15 protein-coding genes are annotated in these 14,974 nt (G+C 63.8%); 8 read left to right on the forward strand and 7 right to left on the reverse strand.

Going from position 1 to position 14,974, the window contains the following annotated elements; translation table 11 throughout:
• Nucleotides 1-5: 5 nt before the first annotated feature.
• The 5 genes from OHL12_RS01900 (at nucleotide 6) to OHL12_RS01920 (ending at nucleotide 3,545) form a co-directional block, all read left to right on the forward strand.
• Nucleotides 6-533, forward strand: coding sequence for a cupin domain-containing protein (locus OHL12_RS01900; protein WP_263412150.1), 528 nt, complete (start codon nucleotides 6-8; stop codon nucleotides 531-533).
• 9 nt (nucleotides 534-542) lie between these two features.
• On the forward strand, nucleotides 543-1,373 hold the full coding sequence (gene kduI, locus OHL12_RS01905; protein ID WP_263412151.1) for a 5-dehydro-4-deoxy-D-glucuronate isomerase: 831 nt from the start codon (nucleotides 543-545) through the stop codon (nucleotides 1,371-1,373).
• Between the two features lie 71 nt (nucleotides 1,374-1,444).
• The gene (locus OHL12_RS01910) at nucleotides 1,445-2,485 is read left to right on the forward strand and encodes a sugar kinase (protein WP_317889792.1); all 1,041 of its coding nucleotides are present in this window, start codon (nucleotides 1,445-1,447) and stop codon (nucleotides 2,483-2,485) included.
• Nucleotides 2,482-2,853, forward strand: a complete 372-nt coding sequence (locus OHL12_RS01915) for a cupin domain-containing protein (protein WP_263412153.1) — start codon at nucleotides 2,482-2,484, stop codon at nucleotides 2,851-2,853. The genes OHL12_RS01910 and OHL12_RS01915 overlap by 4 nt, the downstream gene beginning before the upstream one ends.
• A 23-nt stretch (nucleotides 2,854-2,876) precedes the next feature.
• On the forward strand, nucleotides 2,877-3,545 hold the full coding sequence (locus OHL12_RS01920) for a bifunctional 4-hydroxy-2-oxoglutarate aldolase/2-dehydro-3-deoxy-phosphogluconate aldolase (protein ID WP_263412154.1): 669 nt from the start codon (nucleotides 2,877-2,879) through the stop codon (nucleotides 3,543-3,545).
• Nucleotides 3,546-3,561: 16 nt separating this feature from the next.
• Here OHL12_RS01920 and OHL12_RS01925 read toward each other — a convergent pair whose 3' ends face one another.
• The 6 genes from OHL12_RS01925 to OHL12_RS01950 all read right to left on the reverse strand — a co-directional run bounded on the left by OHL12_RS01925 (nucleotide 3,562) and on the right by OHL12_RS01950 (nucleotide 9,846).
• Nucleotides 3,562-4,731: an alginate lyase family protein gene (locus OHL12_RS01925; protein ID WP_263412155.1), complete on the reverse strand. Its 1,170-nt coding sequence runs from the start codon at nucleotides 4,729-4,731 to the stop codon at nucleotides 3,562-3,564.
• A gap of 54 nt (nucleotides 4,732-4,785) precedes the next feature.
• A complete protein-coding gene (locus OHL12_RS01930; RefSeq protein ID WP_263412156.1) occupies nucleotides 4,786-5,616 on the reverse strand; it encodes a glycosyltransferase family 2 protein in 831 nt (276 codons plus the stop codon).
• 39 nt (nucleotides 5,617-5,655) lie between these two features.
• Entirely contained in the window at nucleotides 5,656-6,435 is a 780-nt protein-coding gene (locus OHL12_RS01935) for an SDR family NAD(P)-dependent oxidoreductase (RefSeq protein ID WP_263412157.1), read from the reverse strand.
• 87 nt (nucleotides 6,436-6,522) lie between these two features.
• Nucleotides 6,523-8,145, reverse strand: a complete 1,623-nt coding sequence (locus OHL12_RS01940) for an OmpA family protein (RefSeq protein WP_263412158.1) — start codon at nucleotides 8,143-8,145, stop codon at nucleotides 6,523-6,525.
• Nucleotides 8,146-8,320: 175 nt separating this feature from the next.
• Nucleotides 8,321-9,031, reverse strand: coding sequence for a response regulator (locus OHL12_RS01945; RefSeq protein ID WP_263412159.1), 711 nt, complete (start codon nucleotides 9,029-9,031; stop codon nucleotides 8,321-8,323).
• Between the two features lie 50 nt (nucleotides 9,032-9,081).
• Nucleotides 9,082-9,846: a response regulator gene (locus OHL12_RS01950; RefSeq protein ID WP_263412160.1), complete on the reverse strand. Its 765-nt coding sequence runs from the start codon at nucleotides 9,844-9,846 to the stop codon at nucleotides 9,082-9,084.
• 75 nt (nucleotides 9,847-9,921) lie between these two features.
• On the opposite strand from OHL12_RS01950, the gene OHL12_RS01955 reads away from it, so the two are divergent.
• Nucleotides 9,922-10,854 (forward strand): hypothetical protein, encoded by a 933-nt coding sequence (locus OHL12_RS01955; RefSeq protein WP_263412161.1) that lies wholly within the window; start codon nucleotides 9,922-9,924, stop codon nucleotides 10,852-10,854.
• 15 nt (nucleotides 10,855-10,869) lie between these two features.
• Here the strand turns inward: OHL12_RS01955 and OHL12_RS01960 are convergent, their stop codons facing one another.
• Nucleotides 10,870-13,557 (reverse strand): DNA translocase FtsK, encoded by a 2,688-nt coding sequence (locus OHL12_RS01960; protein WP_263412162.1) that lies wholly within the window; start codon nucleotides 13,555-13,557, stop codon nucleotides 10,870-10,872.
• Nucleotides 13,558-13,956: 399 nt separating this feature from the next.
• On the opposite strand from OHL12_RS01960, the gene OHL12_RS01965 reads away from it, so the two are divergent.
• Nucleotides 13,957-14,409, forward strand: coding sequence for a PA2169 family four-helix-bundle protein (locus OHL12_RS01965; RefSeq protein ID WP_263412163.1), 453 nt, complete (start codon nucleotides 13,957-13,959; stop codon nucleotides 14,407-14,409).
• A 180-nt stretch (nucleotides 14,410-14,589) separates the two neighbouring features.
• A complete protein-coding gene (locus OHL12_RS01970) occupies nucleotides 14,590-14,970 on the forward strand; it encodes a DoxX family protein (protein ID WP_263412164.1) in 381 nt (126 codons plus the stop codon).
• The last annotated feature ends 4 nt before the right edge of the window (nucleotides 14,971-14,974 follow it).

Here is a 14,974-nt window from a genome sequence, read left to right on the forward strand (position 1 = left end):
CCGCAATGTTTCGCACCCTTTCCTTCGCTACACTCGCCATCGCGGCTGCGGTCGCGTCAGTATCGGCCCGCGCTCAGGCCACGCAGCCGCCCATGGACACCAACCCAATCGACGTGCGCACGGCCGCGCAGATCGACAAGCAGGCGCACGAGTTCCTGGAGCAGGCGCGCACTAAGCCGGATGGCGCAGTAAGCACGACACTGGAGCGCTACCCCGGCCACCTGACCATGCTGACCGCGCGCACCAAGCCCGGTGGGGCCGAGCTTCACAAGAACTGGAACGACTTCTTCTTTGTGCTCGACGGCGAGGCCACCGAAGTAACCGGCGGCACCATTGAGGACGCGAAAGAAACCACTCCGGGCGAGATCCGAGGTAAGCGCGTGGTCGGCGGAACGGAGCACCCCATGCACAAAGGCGACGTGATCCACATTGCGCCCGGAACGCCGCACCAGACCGTGGTCCCCGAGGGCAAGTACTTCCTGTACTACGTCGTCAAAGTGCAAGTGCCCGACGCAGCCGCAGCCAGCAATTAGGAGAGCACCATGAAGTTGTTGCAGATGGCGGATGCTGTTCGCTACCCGCGCATGACCACGGCAGAGTTGCGCAAGACCTTTCTGCTGGAGGATCTCTTCCAGCCCGGCAAGATCGGTTTTACCTACGTTGACCTGGATCGCACGGTGATCGGATCGGCCGTACCGGGTGCCCAGCCGCTTTCCTTGCCCACCGACCCGGCGCTGCGTTCGGACTTTTTCCTGGAGCGCCGGGAACTCGGCGTTCTGAACGTAGGCGGCAAAGGCACGGTCAGCGTGGACGGCCAGACCTTCGCGACGGACAAGCTGGATTGCTTATACGTGGGCCGTGGCAGCAAGGAGGTGACGTTCAGCAGCGAAGCGGAAGACGATCCCGCGGCTTTCTATCTGCTCAGCTATCCGGCGCACGCGCAGTATCCTACTGCGATGGTCAAGTTTGCCGACCTGCAGCCGCTTCACTTGGGCGCTGTTGAGACGTGCAACAAGCGGTCCATCTATAAGGCCATCTATGCCGACGGTCTGAAGAGCTGCCAGCTTGTCATGGGCTTCACGCTGCTTGAGTCCGGTTCGAACTGGAACACCATGCCGCCGCACACACACTTCCGCCGGTCCGAGGTGTACCTGTACTTCGATCTGGACCCGGCGCACCGGGTCGTTCACCTGATGGGACCGCCGCAGGAAACGCGGCACCTGCTGGTCAGCAATCGGCAGGTAATCGTATCGCCTGGCTGGTCGATTCACGCTGGTGTGGGCACCAGCCGCTACGCCTTCTGCTGGGGCATGGGCGGCGAGAACCAGGCCTACGACGACATGGACGGCGCACCGATTGCGGAGCTTCGCTAGTCATGCGGACCGATCGGGAATCATCGGAACTCCTCCCCGTCCGCCCGGCCAAGGAATGTCGCTGGGATCTCATGAGTCTCGGCGAAGTGATGCTGCGCTTCGATCCCGGCGAGGACCGCATTGCAACCACTCGCAGTTTCCGTGTGTGGGAGGGTGGGGGCGAATACAACGTCGCGCGCGGTCTGCGGCGATGCTTCGGTATGCGCTCTGCAATCGTGACCGCGCTCGTTGACAATCCCGTCGGTCGCCTGGTGGAAGACCTGATGCTGCAGGGCGGTGTCGACATCACGCAGGTGCTGTGGCGAGACTACGACGGCATCGGCCTCGAAGCGCGCAATGGCATTTACTTCCTGGAGCGCGGCTTTGGCGCGCGCGGCGCGTTGGGAAGCATGGACCGGGGTCATACGGCGATCTCGCAACTCAAGCCGGGCGACATTGATTGGGGCCGTCTGTTTGGGCAGGCCGGCTCCCGCTGGTTCCACACCGGAGGCGTATTCTGCGCGCTCAGCGAGACCACGCCGCTGGTTGCGCGCGAAGCCATGCAGGCAGCCAAGCGGCATGGCGCGATCGTCTCCTACGATTGCAACTATCGTCCGTCGCTGTGGAAGGCGCGTGGCGGGCGGCTTGCCGCAACCCGGGTGAATCGCGAGCTCGCGCCCTACGTCGACGTGCTGTTTGGGCACGAAGGCGACCTCTCTCTTGAATTGGGAGAACACTCCAGCGGGCCGCCGTCGCACACGCCGGAAAGCTACGCTGCCATGGCGGATCGCGTCATGCAGGCCCACCCAAACTTCCGTGTCATGGCAACGGCCACGCGCCGACCGCGCACGGCCAACCGCAACGACTGGGGTGGCTACGCGTTTGCCAACGGCCAGCTCTACGTGGGCCGTGCGATGGAAGACCTGGAGATTTTCGACCGTGTTGGCGGCGGTGATTCCTTCGCTTCCGGTCTGATCTACGGTTTGCTCTCGGGACAGGATGTTCCGTACGCCTTGCAATGCGGCATTGCGCACGGCGCACTGGCCATGACGACCCCCGGCGATTCCAGCTTTGCCACGCTTGCTGAAGTGGAGCGCCTGATGGCGGGTGCTGGGGCGGGAGTTCAGCGGTGAGTGCGAGGGACGTCATCAATCTGCAGCAGAAGCTGAACGCCGTGAAGGAACACTGGCGTCCGCACGTCGTCGCCGAACTGAACGGCCAGGAGGTCAAGGTGGTGAAACTGCTGGGAGAGTTTCCCTGGCATCATCACGACGACGTGGACGAACTCTTCATCGGCTGGCGCGGTACGTTCCGCATGGAGTTCCGAGATCGATCGGTCAGCATCGGTCCAGGGCAGTGCCTGGTTGTTCCTCGCGGTGTCGAACACCGGCCCGTGGCCGATCAGGAAGCCGAGATCCTGCTCTTCGAGCCTGCTGGCGTGCGCAATACCGGCAACATTCTGGACGATCGATTCACCGCGCCAAGCCCCGTTCACATTTAGCACCCACCATGCCAGGAAGACCTATGCAAAAGTCCGACGTCCTGAAACGCATGCAGCAAACCGGTCTGGTTCCGGTCCTGCGCGGCTCCTCCACCGAAGAAGCTCTCAGCATTGCGCGGGCAATTGCTGCCGGCGGTGTCAACGTGCTGGAGGTGACGATGACAGTGCCCGGAGCCATGGAGGTGATCCGGAAGCTTGTGCGCGAGGAGCCCCAAGTGCTGGTGGGCGCAGGCACCGTGCTCGATCCGGAGACCGCCCGCATCTGCATGCTGGAGGGTGCGCAGTTCATCGTCAGCCCGGCTACCAACCCGGCGACCATCGAGATGTGCCGCCGCTACTCCGTTGCGATCTTGCCCGGCGCGCTTACACCGACTGAGGTAGTCACGGCGTGGCAGGCGGGCGCGGACGTGATCAAGGTCTTCCCGGCGAGCGCCATGGGCGGCGCCAAGTACCTGAAGAGCCTCAAGGCACCGCTACCCCAGGTGGAGCTCATTCCGACCGGCGGAGTTTCCGTCGCTACGGCGCGCGAGTTCCTGGAAGCGGGTGCGTTCGCGTTAGGTGTTGGAGCCGATCTGGCCGACCCTAGGGCCATCGCTTCCGGCACGCCGCACACGATCACGGAGACCGCGCGCAACTACCTGCGCGCTATTGCTGATTTCCGCGCCACCACGGCACAGGTGCAGTCGGACTAGGGGAAATCTCCGGCTGCTAGGCAGGCGGCCGCACTGCCCATAGGGCGGGCTGCGTCACTGGATGCTCGCGCCGTATCTCGGCATCTGCAGCATCGGCTGGCTTCATCGCCTGCCACAGGTCCACATAGTCCTGCCGGTTCCACGCGCGGCCGCCCAGCAGCAGCACGTTTTCACGCATCGGCTGCTGGCTGAACCGCCGTGTGTCCGCGGGGTAGGGCCACTGGCCACGGCTTTGCAGAAACGGGTAGGCCCATGCAACAGCTGCTCGCATGCCTCGCCCGTCGGGCAAGGTGAACGGCCAGGCGCTCTCAAACGGCGTACTCACCGACTCGCACACGCTGCCCATGCATTCCAGCAGCAGCATGGATTCCGCATACGGTCGCTGCGTCGTCAGCGCATACGGGAAATAGCCGTCCAGGTGCAGTTGGCGCAGCAACTTGTCCCGGAAGCGATGACCGCAGTCGCGCCACACGGCATCATTGCGCGCGAAACGCGCGAGCTCGCTCGCCTGCATCGTCCAGAAGATTGCGTCGGCACGCGTGCTGTCGCGCGCCACGGCGCCGCGCGCGGACTCGCTGAACCAGCGCAGGAGCTCGGACGCCCATGCCCGGACGCCGTCGGCCAGTGCCGGGTCTGTCCCAGGCGCGGCGCACACAAACGAAGCAGCCCGCGCGAACTCAGCCAGCGCAAGCGTGAAGCGCAGCGGATTCAGCCGCAGGTCCGTCTCGGTTTTGGCTGCGGTTGCGCTCCCATCAGCCGTGTTGTCCAGCGTTGGTGTCATGCGTGTCTGCGGTGTGATGCACCATGCCTGCAGTTGCGCCTGAGCCCGTTCGAGATACTTGCTGTCTGAGGTCAGCCGCCACGCTGCTATCAGAGCCGCCACAGCCGCCGCCATGCGGGACAGCAGATCCGCATGCCCCGTAAAGCCGGTGACATCTCCGGCCGCATCGAGCGTGGCGTCACAGAAGAACCCATTGCCGCTCTTGGCGCCCGGGGCAGCAACGCTAGTGATCGTCAGTATGGGCCCGCTGAGCGCGGCATCCGCGGCTCGAATGGTCCGAGCACGGTCGAACTCCGCTACGTTGAAGTGGACACCTGTGGCCTGCGCGGCCATGCGCCGCAAGCAGCCGAATGTGGCCGCCATTGTGGCTCCGCTGAGCGCCTCCCTGCGAGTCATGCGCCTCATGCCCTCGAGTGTAACGGCGAGCAGAGAGACTTGGTTGCGAGGGCGTCAGCGCGGCTAGCGCGATCGGGGCGCAGCACCATCCGGCGCAGTTTGCTGCAAGTGCTTCCGCGCTTCCCACACCTTCACGTATTTCCAATGCACGTAGATGGCATGGTTCAGGTGAAAGATGAGACCTTCCGGACCGTCCAGGAAACCAGCGCGCAGCACATAGTTTTTGAACCAGCCGAACGCCGGATTGACAAAGCTGGTGGCCAGCAGCAACCACGACGGCCGGTCCTGCAGCTTGCGCGTCAGGGCCGCTACGGTGCCGGTGGAGTACTCGTTCATGTGGTCCAGGTAGTTGGCGAAATCAGGGTATCCGTAGTGCTGCAGATGATGCGTCAGCCGGCCTTTTCCGCTGTCGTACTGCGGCGTACCGTGCGGGCCGATGCTCTCGTCCACCATCGTCACGCCGCGCCTCCAGAGCCGCAGCTTGTCGTCCGGGTACAGCCCACCGTGGCGCATCCATCGCGTCAGGAAGATGTTGAGCCTCGGGATCCAGAAGGCCTCTTTGTCGGCGCTTTTTACAGCCTGTTCGATTTCGCGAGCCAGTTCCGGTGTGACGACTTCATCCCCGTCTAACAGCAGGATCCAGTCGCCCGTGCACTTCCGGATGGCAACGTTCTTCTGCTCCGCGTGCCCCTTGAAGTCGCGATTGAAGTAGTGCTCGGCACCGTACTCGCGCGCAATCTCCGGAGAGCGATCTTTCGATCCGGAGTCCACAATGACGATCTGGTCGATCCATCCCTGCAGCGCTGCCAAGGTGCGGGGCAGGTTCTTTTCCTCATTCGTGGCGATCATCGCCACGGAGATGGTTGGCCGGTCAGGATGTGCGCTCGTCGGCATCGCGCTTGATTGTAGCGAAGCCGCGAGCGCAATCGCAGATCAGGCGCTGCGTCGGTTGAACGTGACTGAATTCGCCTGGTCGATGCTGGTCAGCAACAGCGACGACACGTTCACGTGCGCCGGGCGCGTCACGGCATACCGGATCGCGTCCGCCACATCCTCCGGAGTCAGGGGTGTGATGTTCTGGTACACCTTGGCCGCGCGTTCCTTGTCGCCGCGGAAACGCACTTCGCTGAAGTCGGTTTGCACCATGCCTGGATCTACGCTGGTGACACGCACGGCGGTGCCCATCAGGTCGATGCGAAGGCCCTCGCTGATCGAGCGCTCCGCCGCCTTGGTAGCGCAGTACACGCTGCCGCCGGCGTAGGCCAGCCACCCCGCGGTGGAACCCAGGCTGACCACGTGGCCGGCATTGCGCTGTACCATGCCGGGGACCACGGCCCGTGTCACGTACAGCAGGCCCTTGGTGTTGGTGTCAATCATCTCTTCCCAGTTTTCCGGGTCGTCCTGCCACAGCTTTTCCAGCCCGCGCGCCAGGCCCGCGTTGTTGACCAGGATCGCGATCTCCGCAAACTCCTTCGGCAGCCCTGCAATGGCTGCCTCGACTTCGTGGCGCTGCCGGACATCGAACGCCACGGGATGCACCGCTGCGGCACCTGCCTGTTTCACCGCTTCGACCGTCTCCGTCAAGCGGTCCAGCGTGCGTGCCGTCAGCACCAGGGCACACCCTTCCTCCGCTAGTGCCAACGCCGTTGCTCGCCCAATGCCTGCGCTTGCGCCAGTGATCAGCGCCACCTTCCCCTGCAAGTTCTGACCCACGATCTTCACTCCTGCTGCCTCTAGCAATGAGATGCAAAAGCGAAGGCCGCTCAACAGGAGCGGCCTTCGCTGTACGGGTTTGGGTCTCTACTGCGCCGGGCCTGCCGGTGCAGCCGTGCCGGTCGGCGCAGCGTTCCCTGCTGGAGTCGCGGTCGGGTCCTGCGTCTGGACGCCGATCGACGGGCCGGAAACGACCATCTCCACACGGCGATTCTGCGCTCGTCCCGCGGCGGTGCTGTTGTCGGCGACAGGGTTCGTCTTGCCATAGCCGACAGCGGTGATGTTCGCCGCGCTGACACCCTGCTGCACCAGGAAGTCCTGCGTTGCCCGCGCACGGCTGTCGCTCAGCTTCTGGTTCAGTTCGTCGCTGCCGACCGAGTCCGTATATCCCTCAATCTGCAGGCGCAGGTCCGGGTATTGCTGCAGGATCGCGGAGACCTTGGCGAGCGAGATCTGTGCGTTCTGCTTCAGCGTGTACTTGCCCGTGTCGAACAGAACATCGCCCAGGGTGACGATCAGGCCGCGAGCCGTTTCCTGCGTCGCCAGCACGGCATTCAACTGGGCGCGCAGACGTTCGCGGATGGCGACAACCGACTGCTTAGCCGCGTCCGCCTGTGCGCGTGCCTGGTCTGCCGCAGCCTGTGCGTTGGCCGCATCGGCCTCGGCCCGTGCACGCTGGGCTGCTTCGCGATCCGCCGCTGCCTGCGCCTGTGCCGCTGCTGCCGCTGCCTGCGCCGCCTCCAGTTGCGACTGCTGCGCCTGCTGTTCCGCCGCATGACGCGCATCGATTTGCGCCTGCTGCGCCAATTGCTGCTGCTTGCGCAGGCTCAGGATGCGAGCATCCTCAGACCGCTGCACGGCCTCGCGAGCATAGGTGATCTCCATCTTCTCGTCGCGGTGCTTGCTCGCGTCCATCTGGTCGGCGTTCTGCAGATTGGTCCGCACCTGCGAGAGGATGTCCGGTGCAAACTGCTCTGCACCGGCCATGCGGGCAATGTTGTACGCATTGTGTGCCTCGTACAGCTCCAGTGGGCTGTGCTCGTTGCGGGTGATGGGGTCCATCACTGTCTTCGGGCCGGCAGTCTGCGCGTAGGCTCCGCGTGGCAGCAGGCTGAAGTGTGCGTTCACTTTCTCCAGCACGCCTTCAGTACGGTCATTGATGATTTCATTCTGCGCGACAACCAGGTCGCTGGGCACACGCACCGCGAAGTAGGGTTCTGCCGTGACGATCATGCCGAACGACTGCAGATTTGTGGTGACCGTCATGTCCACCTTGCCGCCGCCACCGGTCGGCAGCACCTCGCCCAGGTTGCTGGGCGTGCCGTCGGGCGTGATCGCCCACAGCACATAGGTCAGGTACTCCTGGCCAAATCCGTTGGCGGGCGTCAGGCCATCCAGGTGCAGGTTGATCGTGATGCGGCCCTTTTCGCTGTCCACCTTGGCATTACCCCGCACACTGGAGGCGAGTGGTGTGCCGACAAAGTTGATCTTGGTGGAGCCGCTGCGATGGAAGTAGTTGACCGCGTCCAGGTCGCGCGACACGACGTTCACGCGGTACAGCGGAACTCCGTTCAACTCACCAGCGGGACGCGCGGTCTGGCCTGCATTGCTCAGGCCCGCGGTCGGATTCGGTTCCTGCGCATGGAGCGCGGGGGCAGAAAGGGTAGCGGCAAGCGCCACACCCGACACAAAGATGCCGAGTCGGCTCATCAGTCGGCTTGGCTTGCAAATGGAACGGTTCACATCTGTGGTCACAACGACACTCCGGCGGCGCACCGGTTGTGCGCCTGTTATCACGGATGCGCTGCGGTGTCGAGGTGTCGCCTTCCTACCACCTTTGTGTCGCGTTCTAACCCACTCGCTTCCAGGCGGGAAACAGGTGCGTCTAAACCTGATCCACCAGCTTGTGCGAGATGGCAAACAGTGCCAACTCCAAGCGCGTGGAAACGCCGGTCTTGTCGAACGTGTTCGACAGGTGGCGCTTCACCGTCTCTTCCGAGATGTTGAACTGCTTCGCGATGTCCTTGTTTGAGCAGCCCTCGACGATGCTCTGCACCACTTCCAACTCGCGCGGCGTCAGGCCATAGGTCTTCTTCTCGGGAACAGCGGCCGCCTTCTGCATCAGGCCGTGCAGCGCCTGCAGCAGATTCATCACGCGCTCGCCGCCAATCCAGTAATCGCCGCTGTACACCGCGCGAATGGCCTCCGACAGATCGCCTGCGACCGAGTCCTTCAGCACAATGCCGCGGGCGCCGATCTGCAGCGCCTCAATCACCTGCTGGGTAGAGATGGTGCTGGTCAGCAGAATGATCTTGATGCGCGGAGACTTGCCCATGATGGCGCGCATCGCTTCCAAGCCGGGCAGCCGTGGCATCTGCACGTCCAGCAGCAGGATGTCCGGTTCGTGCTCGAGGGCCTGAGTGATGGCTTCATCGCCATCGTTTGCTTCGCTGATCACCTCAAAGGCGGGATCCTGCTGAAGCATGTTCTTTACGCCGAATCGCACCACCGGATGGTCGTCCGCAACGATCAGGCGGATTGTGCCGGTGGGGCCGCTGCTTAGATCATTTTTTGCGCTGGTCAGTACGTTGGCCACGTGCGTCTTCTCCGGGGGGCTGTAACACAATCGAGCCTGTGTACGTTCGCCTAAATTGGGAACAATGTTTCCAGCATAAGGCGAATCTCTTCACACGCAAGGTACATCTGTCGCACTGTTTCGTCCAATGAACCTCCGGAGGACACCACGGGTGTAGTTTCTGCAATTGCGGCAAGGGCGGCCAGGCGTTGAGCGCCGATCATGCCGGCAGAACCTTTCAGCGCGTGAGCCTCCTTGCGGAAGGTACCGTCGTCGCCCTGGCTGAGACTCGTCTGCAGTCGTTTCAGCCGATCGCCCGCGTCCGCCAAGGCAAAGGCATACAGGTCTTTGGCTCGCGCGCCCATCTGCTGTTCGAGCTTCAACAGGGTTGCCGGCGCGATCACGGCGAGATCGTTTTCTTCTCGCGTCGTGGACGCGCCTGATTGCGCCATCCCCACTCTGCGCGAGCCGCTTGAAGCGCCGGCTCGCCATTGCTCCCACGCCGCACGCACGTCCGCTGGCGCCAATGGTTTCTGCAGGACGACATCGTACGCCACTCGCTCTGCCGCACTCGCTTCAGACGCGGACATGGCGAAGCGGCCGGCATTCGGTGCTACCTCTCGGAGTGCATCCGCAAGCGGCGCCCCTTGGATGCCAGGCAGGCGCAGGTCACACAGGATCAGGTCCGGAGCAGTCTCGCCCTTGCCCAACATCTGCAGAGCTATCTCACCGCTCTCGGCCGCGCTTACCTCCCAGCCGTCCAACTCCAGCAGCAAGGTCAGCACCTCGCGCGTCGTTGCGTCATCTTCCACCAGTAGCAATGGCTCACGGTTCACCCCAGAACTGTAACGCTGCGGATGCCTATCTTGAAACAGAAGCCGCTGCAACGGTGTCTACTGGGACAACACGGGATGTCCGCCACTCTCATCGCCGCGCTGCTGTTGACCCCTCCCGGCAAACCGGCCGGCGGCTTTCGTTGGCAACGCATCATCACGCCGCCGCGCGGAGTCGAAACACAGCAGGCGTGCGTTGTGCTGGACGCCGCGACCTTTGCGAATGTCGCACCGGCTCTGCGAGATCTGCGCCTGTTTCAGGACGGCACCGAGCTGCCCTACGTCATCGAAGAGAGTTACGACGAGCGTGCCCTGAACAGCGGTGTTACGTCGGACGACGATCGTTCCGAATATGAGCCGGTCGCCCGGAGCGAGATGTCCGGGCGCATGCCGGGCGGGGCCCCTGGGAACGGAGACCTTTCACCTTGGGGACACGGCCGCGATGGATACGGTGCCCGCCTGCTCGTTCCGCCCCATGTGCCGATCGAGCGCATCCGGATCGAGCCAGAGCTGAATGAGTCTCGCCACCTCCAGGTGTTCGGACGGACCTTCGGGGACGGCAAGGTGGAACAGGAGCAGCATGACCTTCCTGCCGGTCAGACTTCGTACGCGTTTACCCTGGGTGCGAACCTGCAGCATGAAGCCGAAGTGACCGTCACGGACACCACGCCGGGGCCTCGTAGCGAGAGCGTCATTCTGGAAATGCGCAAGCGGTCCTTGTGCTACCAGCCGCGTTCCGCTTCGCCTCTGGTGCTCTACCTTGGTGGCGGCCAGGGCATCTCCGCGAAGACGTATGGCCTTGCGAACGGCTTCTCCGTCTCCGCCAACCGGCCCTATGCGACCATGGGCCCGCTGGAGCCCAATCCTGACGTGGACCATCCAGCCCAGCACGCGGTGTCACGCCTGCTCATCGCTATCGGTGTGCTCGGCGCAACGCTGCTGCTTACGCTGTGGATCGGTCTGGAGCTTATCCGCAAAGACAGGGGCCGCCCGACGGCGGCCCACTCATAAGCGAAGCTCCAGCGTCTACCGCAGCGCCTCGTCCACCTCGCGATAAAAGTCCGGCCGCTTCAGGATCTCGCGCGGCTTCGAACCATCTGCCGGACCTACCAGACCATCGCGCTCCATCAGATCGATCAGGTGGGCGGCGCGGCCGTATCCAATGCGGAGCCGGCGTTGCAACAGGGAAGTGCTTGCCTTGCCGAACTCGAAGATCAGGCGAACGGCATCGTCGAACAACTCGTCGCCGTCATCCTCGCCCGGCTCCATGCCGTCGCGCCCGGCCTTCTCATCCTTCGGACCTTCCAGGAAGCCCTCCACGTACTCCGCCTCGCCCTGACCTTTCCAGAACGAGACCACGTCGCTGATCTCCTTTTCCGTCACAAACGGTGCGTGCACACGCTGCAGTCGCGACGTTCCCGGCGGCAGGAAGAGCATATCGCCGCGACCCAGCAGGCTCTCTGCACCGTTCGAGTCGATGATCGTGCGCGAGTCCACCTTGGTCGCCAGGCGGAAGCTCATGCGCGTCGGCACGTTGGCCTTGATGAGGCCGGTGATCACGTCCACGCTGGGCCGCTGCGTTGCCAGGACCAGGTGAATACCGACCGCGCGCGCCATCTGCGCCAGCCGCGTGATCGACTCTTCCACGTTGGCCTTGTCCAGCATCATCAGGTCGGCCAGCTCATCGATGATGATCATGATGTACGGCAGAGGCTCCTGCTCTTCGCCGTCTTCGTTGAAGAGCTGACCGCCGTTCTCAAATAGCTTGTTGTACTGGTCCAGGTTGCGCACGTGCCGGGACGCGAGCAGCTTGAGCCGGCGCTCCATCTCGCGCACAGCGTTGCGCAGCGCGTTCGCCGCCAGCTTCGGTTCCGTGATGATCGGTGTGAACAGGTGTGGAATGCCCTCGTACATGCCGAGTTCCACGCGCTTGGGATCGACCAGGATCATGCGCACCTGCTCCGGCGTCGCCTTGAACAGAACGCTCATGATCATGGCGTTGATCGCCACCGACTTACCCGACCCGGTCGAGCCCGCAATCAACACGTGCGGCATGGCGGCCAGGTTCGCCGTGACGATGCGGCCGTTGATGTCCTTGCCCATCGCCATTTCGACCTTGCTCTTCGAGTTGGCAAAGCCTTCGCTCTCGACCACGTCACGGAGCCAGATGGTTTCGCGCTCGTGGTTCGGCACCTGAATGCCCACGGTCGACTTACCGGCCATGCGCTCGATCAGGATCGACTCGGCGGCCATGGCGAGGCACAGGTCATCCGCCAGTCCAGTCACGCGCGAGTACTTTACGCCGGCGTCGGGGCGGAACTCAAACGTCGTCACAACCGGACCAGGATTGATTTGCGTCACCTGACCGTCCACGCCAAACTCGCCGCACTTCTCCACCAGCACGCGGGCTTCTTCGCGCAGGGCGTCTTCGCGGATCGCGGCATGCTCCTCGTTGCGGTAGAGCAGGGAACTAGGCGGCAACTGGTATCCGCGCACGCTCTTCGCGGTCATCTGCACGGGCTGCAGGTTTTCATCGGCCCGACGCCCAAACGAGATGCTCTGCTCCGCGGGCGGTTCCGGTGCCGGTTCGGCCGCAGCAACCGGCTTGCGCGGAGCGGGAAAGGGCACCACCTCTGCTCGCGGACTCGCCGCCGTCTTGGGCTCGGCAGCTCTGGGAGATTGCAGCCAATCGAACGGTGATTCGGCGTGGAGTTCGGGCTCGGGCGCATTCCAGTCTTCGAAGCCAGCCTGGGCGGGCACCTCCGGAAACTCGGCCAACTCGGCTTCCAACTGCGAGTCGGCAGCCTGCTGCAGATGCGCGGGCAGGGGAGCAAACTCCGGCTCGGGGCCGGCGTCCACATCCGTGCGCGGCATTTGCGAAAAGAGGCTTCGCGACACCGGCAGCGCCTCTGCCACCGCTGCTCGGTCAGCCCGGATGCCTTTCCGCCAGAAGCCCCACTTGGCAAACAGACCGCCCAGCAGCGACCCATTCTCTGCCGCGCGACGCGCAGCCTCGGCCTTCTGCTCGGCGGCCTGCTGCTTGGCAAACTCGCGCTCGCGGCGGGTCTCCAATTGGTCCGCTTCCGCGTCGGACTGGCGATCGCGCCAAGTCTGCCAACGGTTCCGCAGGCGGCTCACCACGCCGACCCGCTCGGTCGCCCACTCCTGCGCCGTGTTGAACATGAAGGTGGTCGACAGGTACGCGGCGATGGCGACCAGTAACCCAGCAACCACGCAGGCTCCGGGATATGCCACGACCAGCAGCAACAGGTGGGCGAGGACGGCACCGACCACACCACCCACTGGCAGCGCGCCTTTGTACCGCAACCCTCCGGGCAAGAGTGCCAGTGCCACCGGTGCCGCCAGCATCCACAACACCAGCCCCAGCGTCCGCGCCAGCGGCGATCCCTGCGCGCGCGAACGAATCCAGCAAACGCCTAGACGGATCACCAGCAGCGGCAGGGCAAACGCGGCCACGCCCAGGATCTGCAGCAGGGCATCGCTCAGGCTGGCGCCCAGCCGCCCCACCCAATTGCTCACGTGCGGCGCTCCCGCCGCGCTGGCGGCCGCCAGCGTGTTGAGGGACGGGTCGCCCGGATGGTAGCTGACCAGCGCCAGCAGAAGGAGCACGCCCGTGACCAGCACGGCCATGCCAAGCACCTCATTCACGCGGCGGTGTCGGGTGGGTGTGCTCTCCAGTCGGAGTGGTCGCATCGCTTGGGGTTCCTCCATCAGACACGCAGCCGCTGACCCATCCCGGCGCCAGACAGAAAACGCATCATGACTCAATTCTCGCCGGAGAAGAAGTGGCGAAGGAGGTGAAACTTCAAGGGGAATCACGCGAGCAACCCGTTCCCGCGCACCTGCTTCCTATGCTCCAGAACACGCCCGGCAGGCCCAGAGCCGCGGGTCCTTAGAAAAGCGAGACAGGGCAAGCGGGCGCGGGTTTTCGCGATTTCCTCCGCTTGTCGCCGGCAAAGGAGAATCGCGTCAGCCGGCGGACTGCTTGTCCTGATCGCCCACCCGCAGTACCGAGACACACGAGTTCACACGAATTTGTTGCAGCGGTTTGCGCTGCAAAGCCGGCAGATGCCGGAACAGAAAGGAAGCACCATGGCTGAGTTGCTGAAGGAAACCGAAGATACCCTCCGTGGCCTGATCAAGGTTCTGATTGATAGCCAGGCAGGGTTTCAGGATGTGGGTGAGCACATCCAGGACGACACGCTGAAGAAGTTCTTCCTCGCGGAAAGCCTGAAGCGCGCCTCGTTCCGCGGCGACCTGGAAGATGTGCTTCACAAAGAAGGTGTGAAGGACGTAAAGGAGTCCGGCACCGTTGCCGGTTCCATCCACCGCGGCTGGGGCGATCTGAAGGCCAAGCTGGGTGGCGGCGACCACACCCTGCTCGAAACTGCTGAGAGCGGCGAAGACACCATCAAGAAGGCATACGCCGAGGCGCTCAAGCTTGAGCTGCCGCTGCCGGTGCACCAGCTACTCAGCACTCAAGCCGCGCACATTCAGACCTCGCACGACTACGTGAAGGCCGCGCGCGACAGCCGCAAGTCGTAAGAGGAGGCGCGCCGGGGCAGCAGCCTCGGCTCCCTTCGCCTATCAGGGTTCCCCGGCCGCAACGGAGTCGGGAACAACCTCCGCACCGGACCGCTTGAAGCGCGGTTTCTGCGGAAGAAAGCCCCGCCCGCGGCGGGGCTTTCTTTATTAGCCTAGCTAAGCTCCTGCCCGAGACCCACCATGCCGCAGTCCAAACTCGCTCGCGCCGGGCTCTATGTGCAGTCCGCGTTCTACTTTGTGGCAGGCGGCCTTCACCTTTGGCGACCTCGCTTATACCTGGCGATCATGCCAGATCATTACAGCCATCCGGTCGCCTGGGTCGCCGCTACGGGAGTGGCCGAGATCGCCGGAGCCATCGGCCTGCTGCTGCCCGCGACACGGCGAGCCGCCGCAATCGGCATCATACTCATGCTGGTCGGCTATTTCGACGTTCACATTTTTATGCTGCAGCACGCCGGAGACCGATTCGCGAGCATCCCGCACTGGGCCCTGATCGTCCGGCTTCCGCTGCAACTCGTTCTGATTGCCTGGGCAGCGGCGTATGCTCGCCGGTCCCGCTGACCAG

The sequence above is a fragment of the Terriglobus aquaticus genome (assembly GCF_025685415.1).
Taxonomy (GTDB): Bacteria; Acidobacteriota; Terriglobia; order Terriglobales; family Acidobacteriaceae; genus Terriglobus; species Terriglobus aquaticus.

Coding starts and splice junctions, on each gene's coding strand:
- OHL12_RS01910 (WP_317889792.1), top strand. CDS start 1,445: ATGAGTCTCGGCGAAGTGATGCTGCGCTTCGATCCCGGCGAGGACCGC.
- OHL12_RS01940 (WP_263412158.1), bottom strand. CDS start 8,145: ATGAGCCGACTCGGCATCTTTGTGTCGGGTGTGGCGCTTGCCGCTACC.
- kduI (WP_263412151.1), top strand. CDS start 543: ATGAAGTTGTTGCAGATGGCGGATGCTGTTCGCTACCCGCGCATGACC.
- OHL12_RS01965 (WP_263412163.1), top strand. CDS start 13,957: ATGGCTGAGTTGCTGAAGGAAACCGAAGATACCCTCCGTGGCCTGATC.
- OHL12_RS01900 (WP_263412150.1), top strand. CDS start 6: ATGTTTCGCACCCTTTCCTTCGCTACACTCGCCATCGCGGCTGCGGTC.
- OHL12_RS01920 (WP_263412154.1), top strand. CDS start 2,877: ATGCAAAAGTCCGACGTCCTGAAACGCATGCAGCAAACCGGTCTGGTT.
- OHL12_RS01925 (WP_263412155.1), bottom strand. CDS start 4,731: ATGAGGCGCATGACTCGCAGGGAGGCGCTCAGCGGAGCCACAATGGCG.
- OHL12_RS01970 (WP_263412164.1), top strand. CDS start 14,590: ATGCCGCAGTCCAAACTCGCTCGCGCCGGGCTCTATGTGCAGTCCGCG.
- OHL12_RS01960 (WP_263412162.1), bottom strand. CDS start 13,557: ATGCGACCACTCCGACTGGAGAGCACACCCACCCGACACCGCCGCGTG.
- OHL12_RS01955 (WP_263412161.1), top strand. CDS start 9,922: ATGTCCGCCACTCTCATCGCCGCGCTGCTGTTGACCCCTCCCGGCAAA.
- OHL12_RS01930 (WP_263412156.1), bottom strand. CDS start 5,616: ATGCCGACGAGCGCACATCCTGACCGGCCAACCATCTCCGTGGCGATG.